The organism is Corynebacterium sp. CCM 9204, from assembly GCF_041357695.1.
In the GTDB taxonomy this organism is placed as follows: Bacteria; Actinomycetota; Actinomycetes; order Mycobacteriales; family Mycobacteriaceae; genus Corynebacterium.
Window position 1 is genome coordinate 914,587 of the sequence record NZ_JAUERX010000001.1, and the last position, 22,198, is coordinate 936,784.

Below are 22,198 nucleotides of genomic sequence, written 5' to 3' on the forward strand. Positions count from 1 at the left end.
CCCATATGCAACCCGAGGAACAGTAGACAATGCCGACTCCCCCTCCGACCACACATTCACGTCCAGAGGCCTCCGTAGATCGGGCACTGCGGCTGATCGCTGCCGGTGCTCGTCCCGGATCTTCCTGCAGTAGCTCACTCACCGAAGATCCCTGGGCATTCGACGCCATCCCAGGATATGGACCCGGTGCATCCATGTCAGACCCGATAGTCGACGACGCTCCCAGACAGGGCACCCTGCCTCCCGAGTACCGGCGCACATCGGAGACAGAACTCCACGAACGCATCCGGTCCGCGAAGAAGACACTCGGCGAGAAAGTCGTCGTCCTCGGACATTTCTACCAACGTGATGAGATCGTTCAGCACGCGGATTTCGTCGGCGATTCCTTTCAACTCGCGAACGCGGCACGGACCCGACCCGACGCGGAAGCGATTGTGTTCTGTGGGGTCCACTTCATGGCCGAGACTGCTGACATCGTCTCGGGGTCCCACCAGAAGGTCATCCTCCCGAACCTCGCAGCCGGCTGCTCGATGGCGGACATGGCCGAACTCGGTGCGGTCATCGACTGTTGGGCGCAACTGCACGAGATCTACGGTTCGACCACCGCCCCGGATGGTCGCGCCCCGGTCGTCCCCGTCACCTACATGAACTCCTCTGCTGCGCTGAAGGCGTTCGTTGGTGAGCATGGCGGAATCGTCTGTACCTCCTCAAACGCTGGCGCGGTGTTGGAATGGGCGTTCGAGCGGGGCCAGCGTGTCCTGTTCTTCCCCGACCAGCACCTCGGCCGCAACACTGGCCGCGCCCGGGGAATCTCGCTGGCGCAGATGCCCCTGTGGAACCCCAACCGTCCGTTCGGTGGAAACACCCGAGATCAGCTTATAGACGCCCGTATCCTCCTCTGGCACGGGTACTGTTCGGTCCACCGGCGATTCACCGTCGAACAGATCGACCGTGCCCGCGTCGAGTACCCGGACGCCAACATCATCGTCCACCCGGAATGCCCGATGGAGGTCGTCGATGCTGCGGATTCCGCAGGCTCCACCGATTTCATCGTCAAGGCGATCAACGCGGCACCGCCCGGTTCGGTGTTCGCGATCGGGACCGAGATCAACCTGGTTCAGAGGCTCGCCGCCGAGCATCCCGAACACACCATCTTCTGTCTGGATCCGGTGATCTGCCCCTGCTCAACCATGTACCGGATCCACCCCGGATACCTGGCGTGGGTCCTGGAATCCCTTGTCGACGGCGAAACGGTGAACCGGATCACCGTCGACGCGGCGATCGCGGAGAGCGCGGCCGTCGCCCTGGAACGAATGCTCTCTGTTGCCCCTCGCCCGATGGCCGGATCAAACACTGGAAAGGGGAACTGACCGTGTACCCTACCGCTGTCCAGATCAACGGGATCATCGACAACGCCCTCAGCGAGGACGCACCGTGGGGCGACATCACCTCCGAGACCCTGATCCCGTCTGACGCCCGCGCCACCGCGACCCTCACAGCCCGCGAGGACGGCGTGTTCTCAGGGGGTCCTGTCTTCGCGGCAACGTTCCAGCGCGTCGATCCCGCCACCTGCGTCGTTCTCCGGGTCACCGACGGTACCGGATTCCGTTCCGGTGACATCCTCGCCAAGGTCTCAGGGACCGCCAGATCTGTTCTCCGAGCGGAGCGGGTCGGTCTGAACTTCGTACAGCGTATGTCGGGGATCGCCACGCTCACCGACCGGTACGTAACTGCCGTGGACGGTACCGGCGCCCGGATCGTCGACACACGTAAAACCACACCTGGGCTCCGGGTGCTGGAGAAGAAAGCGGTCCGGGACGGTGGCGGACACAATCATCGGGCCACACTCTCGGACGCCGTCATGGTCAAGGACAATCACCTCACGGTCCTCACTGCAGGTGGGCTGTCTGTGACAGAGACCTTGCGCCAGATGAGGGAACGACTACCCCACACCACCCACATCGAGGTGGAGGTAGATCGGCTCGATCAGATCCCTGCGGTCCTCGCCGCCGGGGTGGACACCATCATGCTGGATAATTTCACGCTCTACCAGCTCCGCGCAGGTGTCGCCGCCATCGGAGGTGCAGCGCTCGTGGAAGCGTCGGGGGGCATCGACCTGACGACTGTCCGGGAGGTCGCTGCGACGGGGGTGGACCTCATTTCCGTCGGCTCTCTCACACACAGTGCCCGAGCGATCGATCTCGGACTCGACATTACGGTGTGCCCCGATGAACGACAGTGACATAACCCGCATCATCTACCTCGACCATGCGGCGACAACACCCGTGCGCAGATCTGCGCTGGAAGCGATGTGGCCCTATCTGACCACCGAATTCGGTAATCCAGCGAGCCACCATGAGCCCGGGGCTGCCGCGCGCAGTGCACTCACCGCCGCTCGCACGGTCATCGCGGGCATACTCGGGGTCCGACCCGACGAGCTGATCTTCACGTCCGGTGGCACGGAATCGGATAACCTGGCGATCAAGGGTATCGCGCTGGCCGCAGCTCGATCCGGAGGCCGCGGTCATATCATCACCACCCGGATCGAACACAGTGCGATTCTCGAGAGCGCCGACTACCTGCGCCGACTGCACGGTGTGTCCGTCGACTACCTCGACTGTGATTCTCACGGGCGCGTGGATCCCCGGCAACTAGACCGTCTCATCCGTCCTGACACCGCAGTGGTCTCCGTGCAGGCGGCGAACAATGAGGTAGGCACCGTGCAGGATCTACCCAGCCTGGGTGAGGTGTGCGCACGCCACGGGGTACCGCTGCACACCGATGCTGTTCAGGCTGCGGGACAGATCGACATCAGGATTACCCCCTCCGGGCGGGGGCACGGTCTCGGTGTCGATGCGTTGTCACTGTCCGGCCACAAGATCGGGGCTCCGAAAGGTATCGGGCTGCTGTGGCTCCGTTCCACAGTGCCGCTGGAACCACTCATCCATGGCGGGAAGCAGCAGCGGGGTCTGCGCTCCGGCACCGAGAACGTCGCCGGAGCCGTTGCCCTGGCTAGCGCACTCGCCGCCGTAGAAGTTGCGCGCCCCGATTACGCCGAGCGACTCACCACCCTTCGGGACGGGTTCATCTCGCGGGTTCTGCACATTGTTCCCGGTGCCAGGCTCACCGGAGATCCGAGCAACAGATTACCGTCGATAGCCTCCTTCACCATTGATGGTGTCACCGGGGAAACCATGCTCATCGATCTGGAACAGTGTGGGGTCGTGTGTTCGTCCGGGCCGGCGTGTTCCGCAGATTCCTTCGAACCTTCCCATGTTCTGCGGGCCATCGGCATCGACGACGCCCGCGCCGGCACAGCACTCCGGTTCAGTCTCGGGCACACAACGACGGCCGGGGAACTCCGTACCACTGCTGACTGTCTCGCGCGGGTCGTGACCCGGCTCCGATCGTCCCGGTAACCCTGCTCCCCACGCCTATCGGCGGATGCTCAGTCCCGCAACGGGCGGCGCCTGACGATGGCAGCGTAGATCGCTCCTGACACATTCGCCCAGATCGCGGCTATTGCTCCAGGAAGCGCCGCTTCAGGCGTGAAGAATTGCGTCGACAAGGCAGAGGCGAGACCGGAGTTCTGCGTCGACACCTCGATGGCTGTGGTCCGGCAGGCCGCGGTCTTCTGCCCCATGAGCTTCGGCGCGTAGTAGCCAATGATGTAGCCGATGAGATTCTGGATCATCACGCCGAGGAGAACGACGAATCCGACGACGGCAAGTTTCGCGGCGGACAGCGCGACAACAACCATGATGACGAGTCCGATTGTTCCGATGGACAACCAGGGCAGCACGGGCAGGATCGCATTGACGAGACGACCGAAGAACATCCGTAGGGCGAGACCGAGGCCGACGGGGATGAGTACGGTCTTGACCAGCGACCAGGTCATTCCCGCTGCGTCAACGTTCGCCTGGGCATCAGCGAGGTAGAGCATGAGCATCGGCGTGACGATCGGTGAAAGGAGTGTGGACACACTGGTCATCGCCACGGATAGCGCGACGTCGCCCTTCGCGAGATAGGCGATGACGTTCGAGGCGGTGCCACCGGGGACCGATCCGAGCATGAGCAGGCCGATGGCTATTTCTGGGCCAAGGTTGAGCAGCTTCGCCACGAGAACGGCCGACAACGGCATCACGATGTACTGGGCCACTACACCGAGGAAGATCGGACACGGGCGTTTCACCACCATCCCGATGTCAGGCAGCGTGAGTGTGAGCCCCATGCAGAACATAATGACCATGAGACCCGGGGTGATCCAGGGTTTCATCGGGATGAATGCGCCCGGGGTCAAATAGGCGATGAGTGCGCAAAGGATGACGACCGCCGGGAACGCGAGAACGGCAAGTGTCGCGGAGCGCTCTTCGGTATGCGATGCCTGGGGCGAGTGCGGGGCGCTGTGACTGTCGAGCAGGGACACGGGCTTCCTTCCACTGACTGTGCGGTGCTGTGTCCGGCCGATGGTGCGGGGCGCATGTCGACGCCACGATGCACACACGGCACGGTACCTGGTCCGGTTGTCAGGGGTGGTGACTGGTCCGGTTGTCACTGTTCGACCGCCTGGGTTGAGCGGGGCTGCGGTGACTCCGGGTTTACCGTAGCGGAGACCCCGCGGAGCGGTGAACCGAATCCCACTCTGCCTACCCCATGTAAATACCCCCGTATGACGTGTAGGAATTATCACGATTTTCCGAAGTAGACGACCTCTGACAGCGAAAAACAAGGTCACCCTAAATTTTTCCACCACAGGCATTCAGCGATATGTGTCATCTTGAGTCATTTCACGCGCGTTAAACTGCACCCATGAAGAAGCTGCTGACCCCGGATACACACCGTATCGGACGCCCCGCTGGTGCCGTTCCGCAACCGGATGCAGTGCCCGCCGAGCGCGTTAACGGCACCCCTCTCCCACTCCGCAAAGGACTTGAGACGCTCCTCGGGAAAGAAAACGTCTCGACACGGGTCAGTGATCTGGTGCGGTACGCCTCCGACGCCAGCCCGTACCGGGCGGTGCCGCAAGTCGTCGTCCGACCGAGGAACGCGCGAGATCTAGCAGCCATCATGCGCTTCGCGGCGCGAAATGGTCGGCACCTTACATTCCGTTCCGCAGGCACCTCACTCAACGGCCAGGCCATGAGCGAGGACATCCTCGTTGACGTGAAAACTCACTTCACCGGCATGGAGATCAGAGATGGTGGCAAGCGGATCTGGTCGCGTCCGGGTGTGGTCCTCGGCGATGCCCAGGCTGTGCTCGCCCGCCACGGCTACATGATCGGCCCTGACCCCGGTTCCACCTCGGTGTGCACCATCGGGGGCGTTCTCGCCGACAACGCCGGTGGTATGCGTTGTTCTCTCGAGAGAGACAGCTATCACACGCTGGAGGACGCCACTTTCGTCCTGCCCTCGGGAACGATCGTGGATACGACGGATCCCGATGCCGAGGCCAAACTCGAAACCTCCGATCCGGAGCTCGTCGCCGGCATCCTGGCACTGCGTGATGAGATCCGGGGCGACACCGACCTGGTCGCGCTTCTCCGTCGGAAGTTCTCCATTCGGAACACTAACGGTCTACGTCTGGACGCTTTCCTCGATGAGGACACTCCCGTCCGCATCCTCATGCGCCTGATGGTCGGATCCGAGGGGATCTTCGGAGCGATCACCGAGTCCGTCATCCGCACTATTCAGTTGCCCCGCTACAAGGCGGTCGCATGGGTGATGCTCCCTGATCTCCGACAAGCCGCCTCCTATGTCGCCCCACTGATGGAGACCGGTGCCTTAGCCTGTGAACTGCTCGTGGCACCGGTACTGAAGCGATCCGTCGACAACTTCCGTGAAGCACCCCGGGAGTGGGCGGACATCGACGACAACACGGCGGCACTGCTGCTCGAAGTGGGCGGGACCTCCGAAGATGCACTCAACGAGGCCATCACAACTGCGGAGGATGTCCTCGCTGACGCTGAACTCGTCTCACCACTCACCTTCGACCGTACCTCGGCGGGCCAACGTGGGGCGTGGAAGATCCGTAACGGACTGTTCGGTCTCATCGGTGCCGACCGCCCGCAGGGCACGGCACTGATCACCGAGGATGTCTGCTTCCCGCCCGCACAGGTCGGACAGGCGGCCGCTGACCTTCTGGATCTTCTCTCCAGGTACGGGTATCCGGAAATGGTCATGGGCCACGCAGCTTTCGGTAATCTTCATTTCTTCCTGCTCCCCCGACTCGATGATGACGACGAACGCGCCCACTACGCGGATTTCCTGGATGATCTCGCGCGCCTGGTTATCGACAACTACCAGGGATCTCTCAAAGCCGAGCACGGAACCGGTGTGAACATGGCGCCCTTCCTTCTCCGGGAGTGGGGCGAGCGTGCGTGGAACCTGATGTGGCGGATAAAGGAGCTCATCGATCCCCGGGGCATTCTCGCCCCAAACGTGAAACTGACCCGCAACCAGGACATCCACCTCCAACGCTTCAAGTCCTTCCCCAAAGTCGAGGACGAGATCAACGCCTGTGTGGAATGCGGGTTCTGTGAACCGATCTGCCCCTCCCGTCACGTTACGGTTACCCCCCGACAGCGGATCGTCCTGCGTCGCGAAATGGCGCGGCAGGCCGCGGACAGTGCGGTGCTCGCAAAGCTGCAGGAGGAATACGAGTACGACGCCGTCGAAATGTGCGCCGCCGACGGAACCTGCGCCATCGCCTGCCCGATCAGCATCGACACGGGCAAGGTCATGAAGATGTTCCGTGCGGCGGAGCACGATGGTACCGCCGAGCACATCGCTCTCAGCGCCGCACGGAACTTCCGGCACATCGAGAGGGTGGCCCGTGGTGGTGTTAGGGCCGCCGCTCTCCTCGGGGGTACCGCAGGAACCGGGCCTCTACGAACTGCGGCAAACGCGGGTAGAGCCGTGATCTCACCCGACATTCTGCCCACTATTCCGGGAAAGCTGCCGCACCCAGCACCCCGTACCCTGCCCACAACACACCGCGAGGGTGCCACCGCCGTCTACTTCCCCGCCTGCATCAACCGGATCTTCGGCCGTCCCCACGGTGCGCCGGCCGATCAGCTCGAACTCCCGCACGCCATCGTCGAACTCGGCCGCCGGTCAGGTCGACCGGTGTGGATACCTGGGAACGTCGAGGGCAACTGCTGTGGCACCCCCTGGTCATCCAAGGGATACACCAGGGGGTTCGAGGACCGTGCCCACACCATCGCCAGCGACCTGTGGCGATGGACTGACGGTGGAGCGCTGGCAGTGGTCATCGACGCCGCGAGCTGCACGCACGGACTCCTAGAACAGGTCCCCGGAGTCCTCGACGGTGAGCTCGCGGAGAACTTCGCCAGAATCCGGATACTGGATGTCGTCGACTGGTTGCGGGACGAAGTAGTCGACGGGCTCACGTTCACCGATTCCGCAGGGAGGGTCGCCGTCCACCCAACATGTTCAACCACCCACATGGGCATCAACGATGATCTCGTCGCGCTTGTCGGGAAAGTCGCCGATGAGGTGGTCGTCCCGGACAAAGCCACCTGTTGCGGGACCGCCGGAGACCGAGGTCTACTGCATCCCGAACTGCTCGAATCTGCCACCCGAGAAGAGCGCAGCGCGCTCACCGGTCATTTCGATGCTTTCGTCTCCGACAACCGGACCTGTGAGATGGGGCTGGAGATGATTGCCGGTAAGCCCTACCAGAACGTCGCGTGTCTGCTGGAGAAGGCATCACGACCCGTGGTCACCCCCTGACCGAGGAAGTAACCGATACGCTCGGGAATATGACCGATACCCCAGAAAGCTCCCGTTCCATCCTTGTCACCGGCGCAACAGGATATGTCGGGGGGCGTCTCGTCCCCCATCTCCTCGAAGCGGGTCACCGTGTCCGGGTTCTGGTCCGCGACGTTGACCGGATCACCGGAGTTCCCTGGGCTGATGCCGTGGACGTAGTCACCGGGGATCTCACCGACCCGAACTCGCTTCATGACTGTTGCGATGGCATCGACGTGATCTACTACCTCGTGCATTCCATGGGGGACTCTGATTCCTTCGCAGCGGTGGAACTGGAATGCGCCCGCACGATGACCGCGCTAGCCGAGTCCGCCGGTGTCGAACGCCTCATCTACCTGTCCGGATTACAAGACCCCGACAGGTCTTCCCAACACATGGATTCACGACACGCGGTGGGGGATGTTTTTCTCACATCGCGTCTGCTCGCCATCGTGTTCCAGGCTGGGATCATCGTCGGATCTGGCTCCACTTCATTTGAGATGATCCGACACCTGACGGACAGACTCCCGGTGATGATCACGCCCCGGTTCGTTCATAACCGGGTTACCCCCATCGCCGTCGATGATGTCCTCCACTATCTCGCTGCCGCAGCGACAGTCACGGTACCGGGGTCCAGAACCTGGGACATCGGCGGACCACATAACCACACCTACGGTGAGATGATGAACCTGTACGCTCGGATCGCCGGGCTGCGCGAGCGTCCAATGCTACCGATCCCCGTCTTCTCCCCGTGGTTGGCCTCGCACTGGGTCGGGATAATCACTCCCGTCCCCTCCGGGGTTGCGAAACCACTGATCCAGTCCCTTTCCGTCGACGCGATCGTCGGGGAACGGGACATCGACCGTGTGATCCCGCCACCGGAACAGGGACTCATCGACTACCCCACGTCAATCCGGCTTGCGCTGGCCGACCTTGAGGCCGATTCAGTGGAGACCCACTGGACAGATGACCGCACCACCGCAGCAAAACCCCTGCCCAGCGATCCTGAATGGTCCGGACGCAAGGTATTCGTCGATGAGCGTGCACTTTCCACTGAAGCCAACCCGCATGACCTCTTCTCCGTGATCGAATCCGTGGGTGGGGTGAACGGCTGGTATTCAGTACCACTGCTGTGGAAGATCCGAGGCGTTCTGGATCAGCTCGCCCAAGGACCTGGTCTGATCCGGGGACGCCGTTCGATGGAACACCTCCGGATCGGTGACGTTCTCGACTGGTGGACGGTTGAGCAGATCGATCGCCCCAATCGACTTCTCCTCCGAGCTGACATGCGGGTCAGTGGGGATGCCTGGCTAGAGTTCCGGACAGACGTCGATAGTTCCGGAAAAACCATCTACCGGCAGCGGGCGATCTTTTTCCCGAAAGGACTCACCGGACTCATCTACTGGTACTCGATCCTGCCTTTCCACGGAATGGTCTTCCCCACCATGGCCCGGAACATTGTCACAGCAGCAGAGAAACGCACCGCAGTGTGACGACTAGAATCAGGAATCGAATTTCAACAACATGAAATTAAGGTTCTACGGAAGAGGATTATGGGTGTACCGTATCTTTTGCTCAACCGTGGCGATTCCCACCGCCACACCCCGGTTTTCTAATCCCATTGGCAGTCGTTTTCCCTTCTCATCCGAGTCGCTACAGAACGGGGATCCGACCGTCGACACGTTTATTCCTCAAGTCTGAAGGACCCACGAACATCCATGACCGGAATCACCACCACCTCATCCGCTCCAACACCGAAATTCGACCGACGCACGCGTCGCCGTATCATCATCGCTTCACTGGTGGGTACCACAATCGAGTTCTATGATTTCTATGTCTACGCCACCGCTGCAGTAGCCGTATTCCCCTACCTGTTCTTCCCCAAGAACGAGGACCCGACCATCGCACTACTGGCCTCATTCGCCACCTTCGGCCTTGCTTTCGTGGCCCGGCCACTCGGATCAATCCTGTTCGGACATTTCGGTGACAGGATCGGGCGGAAGGCAACTCTTGTTGGTTCCCTCCTCACGATGGGGATCGCAACGTTCCTCATCGGACTGCTCCCCCCTTACGCAACGGTAGGAATCATCGCTCCGGCGTTGTTGGCGCTGATGCGGTTCTGCCAGGGGCTCGGTCTCGGCGGCGAATGGTCCGGAGCCGCACTACTCGCCACCGAAACGGCCGAGGACGGAAAACGCGCCTGGGCCGCCATGTGGCCCCAACTCGGTGCCCCCTTCGGATTCCTCGCAGCCAACGGACTATTCCTCATCCTCGTCAGCATCCTGGGACACGAGAACGGCGACACAACTGGGGCATTCATGACCTGGGGCTGGCGGATTCCTTTCCTGTTGTCCGCAGTGATGGTCATTGTCGGTCTGTATGTCCGTTTCAAGCTTGAAGAAACCCCGGTGTTCACCAAAGCAGTCGAAAGCGGTAAGAAAGTCAAGGCCCCGGTTGCGGAGGTCTTCCGGACTTCCTGGCGTAGGCTGATCCTCGGCACATTCATCATGGTGAGCTGCTACACCCTGTTCTACCTCGTCACCACCTGGGTACTCTCCTACGGAATCGGCTCCCGAAATAAGGGGTTGGGCCTCGGTATCCCCTACATCGACTTCCTGAAGATTCAGCTCATATCCATCTTCGCTTTCGTCATCGGCATTCCGTTAGCGGGCCGGCTGGCCGACTCTCGTGGGCGCCGGTCCACCCTCATCGCCGTTTCCGTGGCATTGATCCTCTACGGGTTGAGCTTCCCTCTCTTCCTGAGCATCGATACCGCGAACGTTATCAGCGTACTGGTCTTCCTTACCATCGGTATGTTCATCATGGGTCTTGTTTTCGGGCCAATGTCGGCTGTTCTCCCCGAGCTATTCCCCACCAACATCCGTTACACCGGATCAGGAATCAGTTACAACCTCGCCTCGATCCTCGGCGCAGCGGTCGCGCCTTTCATCGCCACCGCACTCGTCGCGAACTACGGGGTTGCATCGGTTGGCGCCTATCTCACCCTCGTTTCACTGGTCTCCCTCTTCGCCATCTGGAAAATGCAGGAAACCCGGAATCTGGATATGACGGAGATCTAGCAGAACGATACCTTCACGACCATCGACGGCGAGCTGAACAGCGGAGGCTCAGCGTTCATCTGCCCCTCGTGGAGCATTCATCGACCACCCGGCTGGCCGATCCGCCGTGGCGAAATGATCGACAACGTGACCACGGATGGGACCAGCCGAATCCCGGAGGAATCGCCACGGTGCCTGGGTCGACACCGTGGCGGATAATCCCCTCAGACATCCATCCCCGGAGAACGGTCACCACCGGATGGGCTGGATATTTACCCACGAAGGTACTCACCCGATCCACCGACTCCAGTCGATGCGGTAGGAAACCGTCCCGTGGACCTCCCGTTTTCCAGATTCGATTCGTGTGGTAAGCCCTTTCTTCGGCGCCCCGAGCTACCTCGCAGAAACAGGACCCTCCGCGGTGCCGTATCATTTGGATATTAATTATCCACAACGGTGCTCTTTTTTCACGACGCAGGTGAATCGATTCGGATCCTCCTGCAGGAACTCTCCCATCAGGAGGAAGAAGTTGTTTGACGTCGACATGCTGCTGACTTCCTTCGGGCTCGCGGGCATCCTCATAGTTGTGTTCATGGAGACTGGACTTCTCATCGGTTTCATCTTCCCGGGGGACACCCTGCTGTTCACTGCAGGTATCATGGCGCACGCCGAGAAACCATTCACCCCGCTGTGGACTCTGCTGATCGGGATCCCACTGGCCGCGATCCTCGGTGACCAGCTCGGTTTCTTCATCGGCCGCCGGGTCGGACCGAAGGTTCTCGAATCCCAGACCATGCGTTGGATCGGCCCCGAGGCGGTGGAACGAACCAACCACTACTTTGATCGTTTCGGACCCGCAACAGTGACTCTCGCCAGATTCATCGCGGTGGTCCGAACGGTGACCCCAGTAGTCGCCGGGTTCTCCCGGATGAGCCATCGCGCCTTCACTTTTTACTCGGTCATCGGCAGCATTCTCTGGGGAGCCGGGCTCACACTAACCGGATACCTCCTCGGCGAGATACCCCTCGTCCAGCGTTTCATGCACTGGTTCATCCTGATAGGTGTCTCCCTCGTACTGATCCCGATGCTGATAAAGATCATCGGAATCATCCGCACCGCCAGACGCGCGGAAGCCCGTGCCCGGATCGAGGAACATCACCGATCCGAGGTCACACACACCGCGACCATCAGGGAAAACTGATCCGACTCCCGACCAAAACCACACTGGGCACACCACCACGCCACTTCTGAGGGAACGCACGGAAGGTTGCACATGAACACTCGACTCCTTCTCGTCCGGCATGGAGAAACCAGCGCCAATGTTCGCCGTGTACTGGACACTCAACCACCGGGAGCTTCCCTCACCGCCCGAGGCGAAACACAGGCGACCGCGGTCGGCCACCGGATCGCCGATCTCGTTGGAGCCCACGACGGCCAGCCCGGAAGACTAGCTGCAGTGGTGACGTCGATTGCGGTCCGAGCGGTACGGACAGGACAACTCCTCTCCACAGCGATCGAACAATCGGCGTCCCTTCCACCGGGTACGGTACCCGTCAGCACACAGACCGGCATCCACGAGTTCTCGGCCGGCGAATTGGAGGGGCTCACCTCTAACGACGCAGTAACCCACTACCGGGAAGTCTGTCTACGTGCCCTGGGTGGAGACCCAGGAGCAAGCCTTCCGGGAGGAGAGACCCTCGCCATGTTCCTCTCCCGGTTCCGGCCAGTCGTCGACGCGTTGCTCGAGACGAAACCCGACACCACGGCCTCTGGACGGGATGTCGTGATGGTCACCCACGCCACCGCAATGAAGCTCTTTACGGCGAGCGCGACGGGAGCGGACGGGGCACGTGCAGCTATGATTCCCCTCCGGAACACCGGCATCGTCATCGTCGAACCCGCCGGGCGTGCATTCGGAGACTGGATCCTGAGTGCTTGGAACCACTGACAGATAACCCTCAACGGAAGCGGTGGTATCGCCCTGTCACGGTCACCTGAACCGCATCCAACCACCCCAGTCGGAACATCGCCTCCATCAGTGCCAACTGGTAATCCCACAGACGTCGAAACACGACATCAAATCCCGCTGCCGCGGCGTTCCTCTCGTTTGCGGCAAACACCTCCCGTTGCAGACGCAGAGTTGTCTCGTAATGGGACCCGAAATGCGCCTCAGCGACGATTCGGAGCCTCGTCATTCTGTCGATCTCCCGGTGGATCTCCTCCACCATGACATGATCCAGTGAAGGCCAAATGTAGGCTCGGCCTACCGACAGGGCATCCCGACCGGTACGCCCCATCTTCTCCGTAGCGACAACGCTCTGCAACGCAGCGTATCCTCCCGGAGTGAGCATCCGTTCCAGGGAGTGCAGGTAGTGTGTCCGCTCCGTCGCCCCGAGAACCTCCAGTTTCTCCACACTCACCAGGGAATCATATCTGCCGCCCCAGTCCAGGCGCGTGGGAATCGGGTTCTTGGTAACCGCCACGTGTACCCGCCCTCCATCCGGATCTTCATCGAGGAGCAGGAGGACACTCTCAGCCAGGCCGGGGTCTGCCGTCAGACAGTCGACGGTGGCACCGCGGCGTGCAGCGGCGAGCGCGACGGTACCGCCACCACACGGAAACTCGACCAGATCCGTTCCCTTGCGAACTCTCGCCGCATCAAGCAGCGACTCAGCGGCCCGCTGTTGCGCTGCACCGAGATCCGCCCGTTCGACAGCGACAGGTGGCGCGAGAGTCGTGATATCTACGAAGTGGCCCGATGGTTCACTTCCCCTGCCTGCTCCCCGCACAAAGCTCGGGACCGAGGTACGCACCGTCGTCGGAACCCCGGAAGCAAATCGCGCACCGAAAGCAGACATCCCGTCCCCGGAAAAGAGCCGTACCAGATCACTGGGGAGTTCCCCACCCGCGTACCCGCCGATTTTGAGAGACACTGGGGCCCCTGAACGCAGCCGACCACGAGGTGCGAAACCGGATTCCAGAAGCCCCGCAAGGCTGGAAACGAGGTCACGGCTTCGCCATTCCCCAGCCATGTAGCCTTCTGCAAGTCCCAACCAACCACTGTCCGCCAGCCGCAGAAAAAGCTCTTCGTGTTCGACCGTAAGATCCGCACCTCCCGGAGAATCCGGGTCGAGGCTGATCCCGGCCATATCGCAAGCGGCAGCAAAACGCGATTCAGCGGCCCGTGCCCGGTAACGAAGCAGCCTGTTGTCAGGCATAATAGCGACGCCTGGCCACCGGTCGGCGTTGACATGGGCGAGATGGGCAGGGGTGTATCCCCCGGATGTCGGGCCACGCATGGGGCTGGTTACTTCCGTTTTCTGTGGGGCGGTTAGGTGTGCAGCAAGCGCCGGGTGGAGCGCCTCATGAACGTACATCGATAGTATCCCGTCACTGCCTGCGCCACCGGTAGACAGCGCATGAGGAGCCGGGGTGATGTGATTCATCCGACAACGTACTACGATGAGTCCCCGTACCGCCTGCGGCTGTTCCCGCGGCACCAGATCCTCATCCAGGAGACAACACCTATATGACTGACAAGCCTTTCCGTCCCGAAGGCGGCCGCCATCACGTCGTCGTCATCGGCTCGGGTTTCGGTGGCCTGTTCGCCGTCCAGAAACTCGCGGACGCCGACGTCGACGTAACCCTGATCGATCGCACCAACCACCACCTCTTCCAGCCTCTGCTCTATCAGGTGGCAACAGGTATCCTCTCCTCCGGTGAGATCGCTCCGTCCACCCGCCAGATCCTCAAGAGCCAGGACAACGTCCACGTAGTCAAGGCCGAGGTCACCGACATTGATGTCGATGAAAAGCAGGTCTCAGCACAGCTCGGTGATTTCAGCCGGACGTTCTCCTACGACTCTCTGATCGTCGCCGCTGGGTCGAGTCAGTCGTACTTTGGCAACGATCATTTCGCCGAATACGCGCCGGGCATGAAGTCCATTGACGATGCGCTGGAACTCCGTGCCCGTATTATCGGCGCGTTCGAACGCGCCGAATTGTGCACCGACCCGGCTGAGCGTGATCGCCTGCTAACCTTCGTCATCGTCGGCGCCGGTCCCACAGGCGTGGAGCTCGCCGGCCAGTTGGCGGAGATGGCGCACCGCACCCTCAAAGGCGAATACTCTAATATCAATCCTGCTGCCGCAAAGATCGTGCTCCTCGATGGTGCGCCCCAGGTCCTCCCCCCCTTCGGTAAGCGCCTAGGCAGGAGTGCACAACGTCGGCTGGAAAAGCTCGGCGTCACAGTGAAGCTGAATGCGATGGTCACGAACGTCGACGAGACTGCCGTCACCTACAAGTCCATGGTCGATGACTCCGTCGAGACGATCCCAGCATTCTGTAAGATCTGGTCTGCCGGTGTTCAGGCTTCCCCGCTGGGCAAACTTGTCGCAGACCAGTGCGGTGTCGAGGCCGACCGTGCAGGCCGTGTCCCCGTGAACCCGGACTGCTCCGTCGGAAAGCACGACAACGTCTTCATCGTCGGCGACATGATGTCGCTGAACAAACTGCCGGGTGTCGCACAGGTCGCCATTCAGGCAGGCGAGTATGCCGCCGAGCAGATCATCCGTTCCATCGACGGTGTCCCCGCCTCCGAGCGTGAGCCCTTCGAGTACCACGACAAGGGATCGATGGCGACGGTGTCTCGTTTCTCCGCTGTCGTAAAGATCGGCAAGGTCGAATTCACCGGCTTCTTCGCCTGGTTACTCTGGCTCGCCGTCCACGTAATGTTCCTGGTCGGCTTCCGCAACCGTTTCGTTGCAGCCATCGCATGGGGGTTGAATGTCCTGTCGAGGAATCGCTGGCAGTTGGCTACCACCCGGCAGCAGATGCACGCCCGCACAGCTCTCTCGAAACTGCGAGACCTCGCCGGCGAAGGTGATGACCTCATCGAGGTCAAGGACACCACCCGTTTCTCCGGAAAAACCGAGGATGCCTGAGCGCACCCCTGTTAGGGCGATTTTCGATGATCGCCCATGATCCCGGGAGTGGCCCGCCGAGGTTTTCGGTGGGCCACTCCCGTTTTCCGTGCCCCTCTCAGCGCCGGAGAATGCGTCAACTTCCGACGCCCTGCCTCGCCCCTATCGGAGAGACTCCGCGGGCGGCCTACCGTGGACGAGAACGGCAACCTGGAAATCCGATTCCGGGGTGAAGGGGTCAGCTTCCCAGGTCGACCACCGGTGCTGTGGTTGAAGCCCTGCTTCGACCGTATCGTCAATGAATTCATCGAATCCATAGCCCCGACCGGCACCGAAACCGATCACCATTCGCCCGTTCTCAGCGAGCACCCCCGCAAGATACCGTAACGCCGATACCCTGCCGTCTACAGGCAGAAATGTCATTACGTTTCCAGCGGAGACAATCAGGTCGTAGTCCCTCCCCGGGATCTCTCCGACAGTGAGATCGCCAACCTCCCAGCGACAATCGGGGAAATCGGCCCTGGCGTGACTGATCAGAACCGGATCGAGGTCGACGCCGGTGACCTGATGCCCCCGAGTAGCCAGTACGCCCCCGACCCTGCCTGTGCCACAGCCCGCATCAAGGATTCGCGCCCCCCGTCGTCGTGCTAGTGCATCGAGTAGTCGGGCTTCGCCATCAAGGTCGCGGCCCTGGGCGGCAAATGTACGCCACCGAGCTGCATACTGTTCGGAATGATCGGGATTCGCTGCGAGAACTTCTTTCCACGTCGGCATGGGGTCCACGCTACCGACCACAGCATCTAAGAACCGGGTAACTCGCCGGAAAGAAGGTGATCCTAACTCGAACAAATGGGACTCGTGTTACCCTCGGCAAAACAGTCATCTGTCATCGGGATCCGGCCACCTGACTACGGTTCCCAGGGATAACGAGGAGTAGCAGTGCCTGATCACATTGACACCCATTGGGGTCTCTATCTGATCGCTGATCCCGGTGGCACCACATCGGCCGAGCATGTCTCCGAGGTGGTTACCGAATCCGTCCGGGGCGGTGCAACGGTGATCCAGGTTAGGGACAAGACTGCCAGCGATGCTGTGTTCGCGGAACAGGCACTACGCATCCGTGGTGCGGTGTCCCGCACCGTCGCGGAGCCGGGCCCTCACACCCCATTCAGGGTCCCTGTATTCGTCAACGATCGTTTCCGGGTAGCGCTCCGGCACGGATTCCACCTTCACATCGGCAGGGATGACATCGACTACCTTGAGGCACGTCGCAGGATGCCCGGTGAATTGATGATCGGTGTGTCGGTGGACGAACCCGATTATCTGACGGATCTTCTCACCGCATGCACAGATCAGGGAGTCAGACTCCCCGACGTGATCGGCATCGGTCCAGTCTGGTCGAACAAATCGAGGCGCCGACAGGTTCCTCCGCTAGGAACAAAAGGAGTGGACGAGATCGCACGGCTTGCACTCAAAGCCGGTGTCACGAGTGTCGCCGTAGGGGGAATTTCCGTCGACAACGTACAGGAGCTGGGGGTAACCGCGGTGGACGGTATCTGCGTTTCTTCAGCCTTGATGACCTCTTCGGCACCACGCGACACCGCCCGTCAACTCCTCACCCGATTCCGGCCCTCGGCCATCCATTCAGAGCTAACAAATTAGGAGAAGAAGTGACCCCAGCAGTCCCCCGAATCCTGTCCATCGCCGGCACAGACCCAAGTGGTGGTGCAGGCATTCACGCGGACCTGAAGTCAATCACCGCCGCCGGAGGCTACGGAATGGCGGTCACCACATCACTCGTCGCACAGAACACCCGCGAGGTGCGCGAGGTGTACACCCCGCCGCTAGATTTTCTGCACGCCCAACTCGACGCTGTGTTCGACGATGTGCAGGTCGATGCCGTGAAGATCGGAATGCTCGGAGACACCGCCACGGTCACTGCGGTACAGCGGTATCTGGAGGCACATCGTCCCCGGTGGATCGTTCTGGATCCTGTCATGGTCGCGACCTCGGGGGACCGGCTCCTAAGCTCCAACGCCGAGGATGCACTCCGTGAATTCATACGCGACGTCGACATTGTGACCCCAAACATCCCCGAACTCGCAATCCTGTGCCGAGAAAAACCTGCGACGGATTTTGTCGGCGCGGTCAACCAGGCACGTGGACTCGCCGCTGCGACGAAAACCTCCATCGTAGTCAAGGCCGGACACCTGAACGGAAAGGATGCGGGCAATGCTCTCGTCACTCCTGACGGACAGGTGCACCCGGTGTCCGCACCCCGTCACGAAACGACCTGTACACACGGAACTGGATGCTCCCTCTCCTCAGCTCTAGCAACACGCCTCGTCTCCGACGGAGACCCGGGCACGGCACTGGAGTGGGTGACGAGCTGGCTGAACGAAGCGATATTACACGCGCACCGTCTCGAGGTCGGAGGGGGACACGGTCCCATTGATCACGGACACCGCGCCCGACGGCTGGCCCGCGCCGCCGACACCACCCCCTGGAAGCATCTCACAGGTCCGCTTCCAACGGCTGATTCCCCAGATTTCCTGGTCGTTCCGTCGAAAAGAACCGCACCTACCCCCCATGTTGCCCCCGCCGGACCTTGGACCGCTGCGCTCTGGGCTGCAACCGCAGACGTCTGGACCGAGATCATGGAGCTCTCCCTGATCAGTGGCCTGCGTAACGGAACGCTCCAGGAAGACACATTCACGTTCTACCTCGATCAGGACGCCCACTACCTCGACGAATACTCACGAGCACTCGCTGCGCTCGCCGTCAAAGCCCCGAACACCGAGGACCGTATCGGGTGGGCACAAAACGCGGTGGGCTGCATCCTGGGAGAGGCTGAACTACATCGGTCCTGGTTAACACATCGGGAACGAATCGGCGGACCATCACCGGTGACCACCGCTTACACTGATTTTCTCCGCGCCAGCACACTCGGCGAAGATTATGTGATCGGCGCCGCTGCAGTACTCCCCTGCTTCTGGTTGTACGTGGAAATCGGACTCACACTGTCCGAACACAACCACGCCGAACATCCATATCGGGCATGGTTGGAGGAATACGCGGCAGATGAGTTTATCGCCGAAACAAAGTCTGCGGTGGAGCGTGTCGAACGAGCACTCGCAGCGGCATCCCCACAGCAGCGGGCTCTGGCTGCACGAGCCTACCTCAGCGCGTGTGTCCACGAACGAGAGTTCTTCGATCAGGCGGACAGGTTCAGAATGTAGATCCTCCGTTCAATATACCCAGTCATCGGACGCTTGCTGAATCGACTTCGAATAATCAGGCATGCTCATGAAACTCATGATTCGCTAAAAACAAAACTTGCGTCAGAGAAACAACAACCTACCCAATAGTTAGCTTCGCTCCAGGAACTCTCCAAAGTCCCCATGTCACCGCATACGTATATAACGACATGGACGGGTACATCGCCCTATCTTGACTGCCTCTACCCCATTATGCATTAGCTTCGAAATCTACTGTTAGGAGTGGAATAAAGAGAATTCGACCACAGATTGTCGCCGCTAATTACGCCAAACCGCCCATATCCCAATAAAAATTACCATCAACCATCCCCCAAACAAGTATGGCTCAGCGAAGATGACCCCCCTTGTAATAGGTAGTGGAAAAAGCAATCCCGCCAGGCCCGAAGCAGCAAAAATGAGGGCCAAACTTTCGAGCAATAGCCTCCCCCTTCGAGAATTTTTCTCCTGAATCAAATTAGAATAATGTTGAAGTGCCTCAATCGCGGCTTCAGCCTGTTCAATCTCGAAGTCAACTTCGCTACTACGCGCCACAGCTAAAAGTGCCCTGGTCTCTCTATCCGGAGAATCTGTACCTATCCTCCCCCGATAACCAGAAACCAGGCGGTGAAAATCTGAAGCAATGAACGCGACATGCGCTGGAGACTTGAAACGACCACCACTGTTTTTAACACTCCATGCGGCTTCAGCGATCTGATGAGCAGCGAGCCAGGTTGACTGAACACGATATTCGCAACAACTGATCAACTCACGAAGTAGTACATATGACGTACCGGTGTATTCAATACCCACCACAGAAGACCACGTAGCACGGATCTCTATCCTTCTATCCAGGTCCTCCCGAAAAACGACGCCATCAGATAGTTGCAATCGGCGTATACATCCCGACAGTTCCTCCGGATACGGTAACTCGGATGGATCTACCGATGTTGTACATCCGACTTTTCTAGGCCACTGTAGGGCGGCGAGACATTGATCGATATCTCGCCACGATTTCTCCATCCCTACAAGACTAAAACAAGAAACGGCGTAAGTATGGATAGGTTCAGAGCCGTTGAGCCGATAGTTGAGTCCAGCGCACGAGTGCAACATATCCCTGAGCATACGGACCGTTGAATCAACATCCTCATGTTCCTCATGTTCGAGGAAAACTCCTTCCGCATGGATGTTTGCATGTTCCTCGACACGCTTCAATAGAATGCCCGCTACGGTGGGAGCGAGTGTATCTTCTTTAACCTGCTTGCAGGCCATTCGGTACCGTATGACAGCAAACCCTGAACGAGGAACATATAGCTCAACACCACGGAGTCGCCACCGCCCGATGCAATGCGGAATAATCTGATTGATACTGTCCATACCGACAGACCATTCCCCGCGGTCATTTTCCAATACTTGCCAACCAGCACGCTCCACGCACCTCTGCAGCGCGTCCTGTATCCGTTTGGACTCGATTGGAGCACCCAGATCCACGGGAGCAAATTCCCACCACTCCAAGGTTGGAACCGAAGGGTTCACCAGGGATCCTGCTCTCGGTTACCATCAACGGTGCAGCCAATCACCTGATCACCTCCGATCGTCCGGCGGAGGAGTGGAACTGCTGCACTATCCGCCTGATACCCGCCCCCTGTGGCACATCCCCTAATATCAACCCAGGTAGGATACCCACGGTCAAATAACTGCGCCGCATTGTGGAGAACACAGACATCGGTATCTATTCCCACAAGCAGTACCTGACCGATCCCCCGGGCTTTGAGCAGATCGTCGATTTCCTCAGCACATCCATAGGTTTCCTTGTCAACCACGGCATCCACATTGGATTCAACCACAGGATCAAGCGCTATCTCCTCGGGGGTGGAAAGCCGGTTCCAACCAATTCGCGTCCGATAAAGAGAACCCGGGGCATTTGCGAAACGGGTAGCTATTTTAAACGCGAACCGAGGATCTTTAACCAACTCATGGATCCATGGAAGGCAACGTTTCGTATACTCAGATATAAATCCGGCTTGTACGTCAACAATAACTAAGCAGGTTTCGGATGGACGAGGCTCTGTCATCACGCGGATCTCCTATTTTTTTAGTCTTACCCCAAGTCTAACCACCCACCCGATGATTCGTTCAACCTAGCAACAGACCGACTAACGTTACGATCGGAGACACAACGTCCGCAGGCGGCTCTTCGCCACAACCTGGCCGTTGTTCTTCATCGTGATGTCAACGACCTGAGTCGTACCGCCGACATGGACGGGAACTGCCTCGACCTCAATCACTCCGGACGTCACGGATCTGAGGAAGTCCGTGTTGTTGTTGACTCCGACTGCGACAGCCTTCGCCGCGATAATCGCCATGATTGAACCCGTGGATTCTGCGAGCAGTGCAAATACACCTCCATTGACGAGGCCAAAGGGTTGCAGATGTTCGGGACCGACTTTAAGACGCGCACGCACACCAGTTGGTCCGATTCGGGTGTACCGGGTACCCAGGTGCCGATCAGCCCCTTTGTTGTAGTGGTTGACGTCCGCGATCTCTCCAGGTGTCAGGTCACGGTCCGTGGCACGCATGATCAGTTCGGCAAGTGTCGGCTCCGCTGTTTCCATGCTGAACAGCATAGTTTCCGAAGTACTTCCGTCCAGGTGCGATCGCGGTCCGAACTACCGAGCATGGTTAATGGGCGGTGGGCGCCACCCGCACGGAACGCTGTGTACTGCGGAGAATAAGTTCGCCACGGTTCGTCACGCTGACGTCCACGAGCGCGACCGGACCGTCGTTGATGAGGGTGCCAGTGATCTCGATAACCCCTGCGGCGATGTTCCGGCAGAACTCACCGGAAACGTGGGCTACCGTAAACGGCTTCCCCCGTGCAGCTACGGCGGCGGTTACACTTCCGACGGATTCCGCGACAGCCAGGCACACCGCACGGGACACCGAGCTACCTCCGCAATCGAGGTGATCTGAGCTGATGTGCATTTCTGCCCGAACCTCGTCCGGGGTGATCTCCAGATACCTGAGACCGAGCAGCCGGTCGACTCCGTCGTTCAGGTCGGCGAAGCGGGCGAGTTCACGCATGTGCAGCGGGCGATCGGCGGCGAGTGCGAAGAGTTGGCTGAGATTGAGGCTACTGGGATCCATACTTCAACCTTAATCATCTCCACCGCTTGGCGTGGAAACGTGACAGG

General features: G+C 60.1%; 16 protein-coding genes and 1 pseudogene. 10 read left to right on the plus strand and 7 right to left on the minus strand.

Going from position 1 to position 22,198, the window contains the following annotated elements:
• Window positions 1–29 precede the first annotated feature (29 nt).
• The 3 genes from nadA to QWU43_RS04045 are packed head-to-tail and all read left to right on the plus strand — an operon-like array spanning window position 30 to window position 3,419.
• On the plus strand, window positions 30–1,370 hold the full coding sequence (gene nadA, locus QWU43_RS04035; protein ID WP_370917165.1) for a quinolinate synthase NadA: 1,341 nt from the start codon (window positions 30–32) through the stop codon (window positions 1,368–1,370).
• Window positions 1,371–1,372: 2 nt separating this feature from the next.
• Window positions 1,373–2,242: a carboxylating nicotinate-nucleotide diphosphorylase gene (nadC, locus tag QWU43_RS04040; protein ID WP_370914221.1), complete on the plus strand. Its 870-nt coding sequence runs from the start codon at window positions 1,373–1,375 to the stop codon at window positions 2,240–2,242.
• Complete coding sequence (locus QWU43_RS04045; protein ID WP_370917166.1) at window positions 2,229–3,419, plus strand: cysteine desulfurase family protein; 1,191 nt, start codon at window positions 2,229–2,231, stop codon at window positions 3,417–3,419. Before nadC ends, QWU43_RS04045 begins: the two co-directional genes overlap by 14 nt.
• 29 nt (window positions 3,420–3,448) lie before the next feature.
• Here QWU43_RS04045 and QWU43_RS04050 read toward each other — a convergent pair whose 3' ends face one another.
• A complete protein-coding gene (locus QWU43_RS04050; RefSeq protein ID WP_370917167.1) occupies window positions 3,449–4,426 on the minus strand; it encodes a bile acid:sodium symporter family protein in 978 nt (325 codons plus the stop codon).
• Window positions 4,427–4,809: 383 nt separating this feature from the next.
• Here QWU43_RS04050 and QWU43_RS04055 point away from each other — a divergent pair, with 383 nt between their 5' ends.
• The 5 genes from QWU43_RS04055 (at window position 4,810) to QWU43_RS04075 (ending at window position 12,777) form a co-directional block, all read left to right on the plus strand.
• The gene (locus tag QWU43_RS04055) at window positions 4,810–7,752 is read left to right on the plus strand and encodes an FAD-binding and (Fe-S)-binding domain-containing protein (RefSeq protein WP_370917168.1); all 2,943 of its coding nucleotides are present in this window, start codon (window positions 4,810–4,812) and stop codon (window positions 7,750–7,752) included.
• A gap of 29 nt (window positions 7,753–7,781) precedes the next feature.
• Window positions 7,782–9,263, plus strand: a complete 1,482-nt coding sequence (locus QWU43_RS04060) for an SDR family oxidoreductase (protein WP_370917169.1) — start codon at window positions 7,782–7,784, stop codon at window positions 9,261–9,263.
• A gap of 225 nt (window positions 9,264–9,488) precedes the next feature.
• Complete coding sequence (locus QWU43_RS04065) at window positions 9,489–10,850, plus strand: MFS transporter (RefSeq protein WP_370917170.1); 1,362 nt, start codon at window positions 9,489–9,491, stop codon at window positions 10,848–10,850.
• Between the two features lie 508 nt (window positions 10,851–11,358).
• The gene (locus QWU43_RS04070) at window positions 11,359–12,030 is read left to right on the plus strand and encodes a DedA family protein (RefSeq protein WP_370914227.1); all 672 of its coding nucleotides are present in this window, start codon (window positions 11,359–11,361) and stop codon (window positions 12,028–12,030) included.
• A gap of 72 nt (window positions 12,031–12,102) precedes the next feature.
• Window positions 12,103–12,777: a histidine phosphatase family protein gene (locus QWU43_RS04075; RefSeq protein ID WP_370917171.1), complete on the plus strand. Its 675-nt coding sequence runs from the start codon at window positions 12,103–12,105 to the stop codon at window positions 12,775–12,777.
• A gap of 10 nt (window positions 12,778–12,787) precedes the next feature.
• On the opposite strand, the gene QWU43_RS04080 is transcribed toward QWU43_RS04075, so the two are convergent.
• Window positions 12,788–14,128 (minus strand): class I SAM-dependent methyltransferase, encoded by a 1,341-nt coding sequence (locus tag QWU43_RS04080; protein WP_370917208.1) that lies wholly within the window; start codon window positions 14,126–14,128, stop codon window positions 12,788–12,790.
• A gap of 230 nt (window positions 14,129–14,358) precedes the next feature.
• Here QWU43_RS04080 and QWU43_RS04085 point away from each other — a divergent pair, with 230 nt between their 5' ends.
• Window positions 14,359–15,771 (plus strand): NAD(P)/FAD-dependent oxidoreductase, encoded by a 1,413-nt coding sequence (locus tag QWU43_RS04085; RefSeq protein WP_370914229.1) that lies wholly within the window; start codon window positions 14,359–14,361, stop codon window positions 15,769–15,771.
• A 141-nt stretch (window positions 15,772–15,912) separates the two neighbouring features.
• Here the strand turns inward: QWU43_RS04085 and QWU43_RS04090 are convergent, their stop codons facing one another.
• Window positions 15,913–16,524, minus strand: coding sequence for a class I SAM-dependent methyltransferase (locus QWU43_RS04090; RefSeq protein ID WP_370917172.1), 612 nt, complete (start codon window positions 16,522–16,524; stop codon window positions 15,913–15,915).
• A 165-nt stretch (window positions 16,525–16,689) separates the two neighbouring features.
• Between QWU43_RS04090 and QWU43_RS04095 the strand changes: the two are divergent.
• Window positions 16,690–18,989: pseudogene (locus tag QWU43_RS04095) on the plus strand (bifunctional hydroxymethylpyrimidine kinase/phosphomethylpyrimidine kinase).
• Between the two features lie 297 nt (window positions 18,990–19,286).
• On the opposite strand, the gene QWU43_RS04100 reads toward QWU43_RS04095, so the two are convergent.
• The 4 genes from QWU43_RS04100 to QWU43_RS04115 form a co-directional block, all read right to left on the minus strand.
• On the minus strand, window positions 19,287–20,540 hold the full coding sequence (locus tag QWU43_RS04100) for a hypothetical protein (RefSeq protein WP_370917173.1): 1,254 nt from the start codon (window positions 20,538–20,540) through the stop codon (window positions 19,287–19,289).
• Window positions 20,537–21,079 carry an isochorismatase family cysteine hydrolase gene (locus tag QWU43_RS04105; protein WP_370917174.1) on the minus strand — a complete coding sequence of 181 codons (543 nt, stop codon included), beginning with the start codon at window positions 21,077–21,079 and terminating at the stop codon, window positions 20,537–20,539. Before QWU43_RS04105 ends, QWU43_RS04100 begins: the two co-directional genes overlap by 4 nt.
• Before the next feature lie 87 nt (window positions 21,080–21,166).
• The gene (locus tag QWU43_RS04110; protein ID WP_370917175.1) at window positions 21,167–21,619 is read right to left on the minus strand and encodes a PaaI family thioesterase; all 453 of its coding nucleotides are present in this window, start codon (window positions 21,617–21,619) and stop codon (window positions 21,167–21,169) included.
• Between the two features lie 67 nt (window positions 21,620–21,686).
• Window positions 21,687–22,151, minus strand: coding sequence for a hypothetical protein (locus QWU43_RS04115; RefSeq protein ID WP_370917176.1), 465 nt, complete (start codon window positions 22,149–22,151; stop codon window positions 21,687–21,689).
• Window positions 22,152–22,198: the final 47 nt, after the last annotated feature.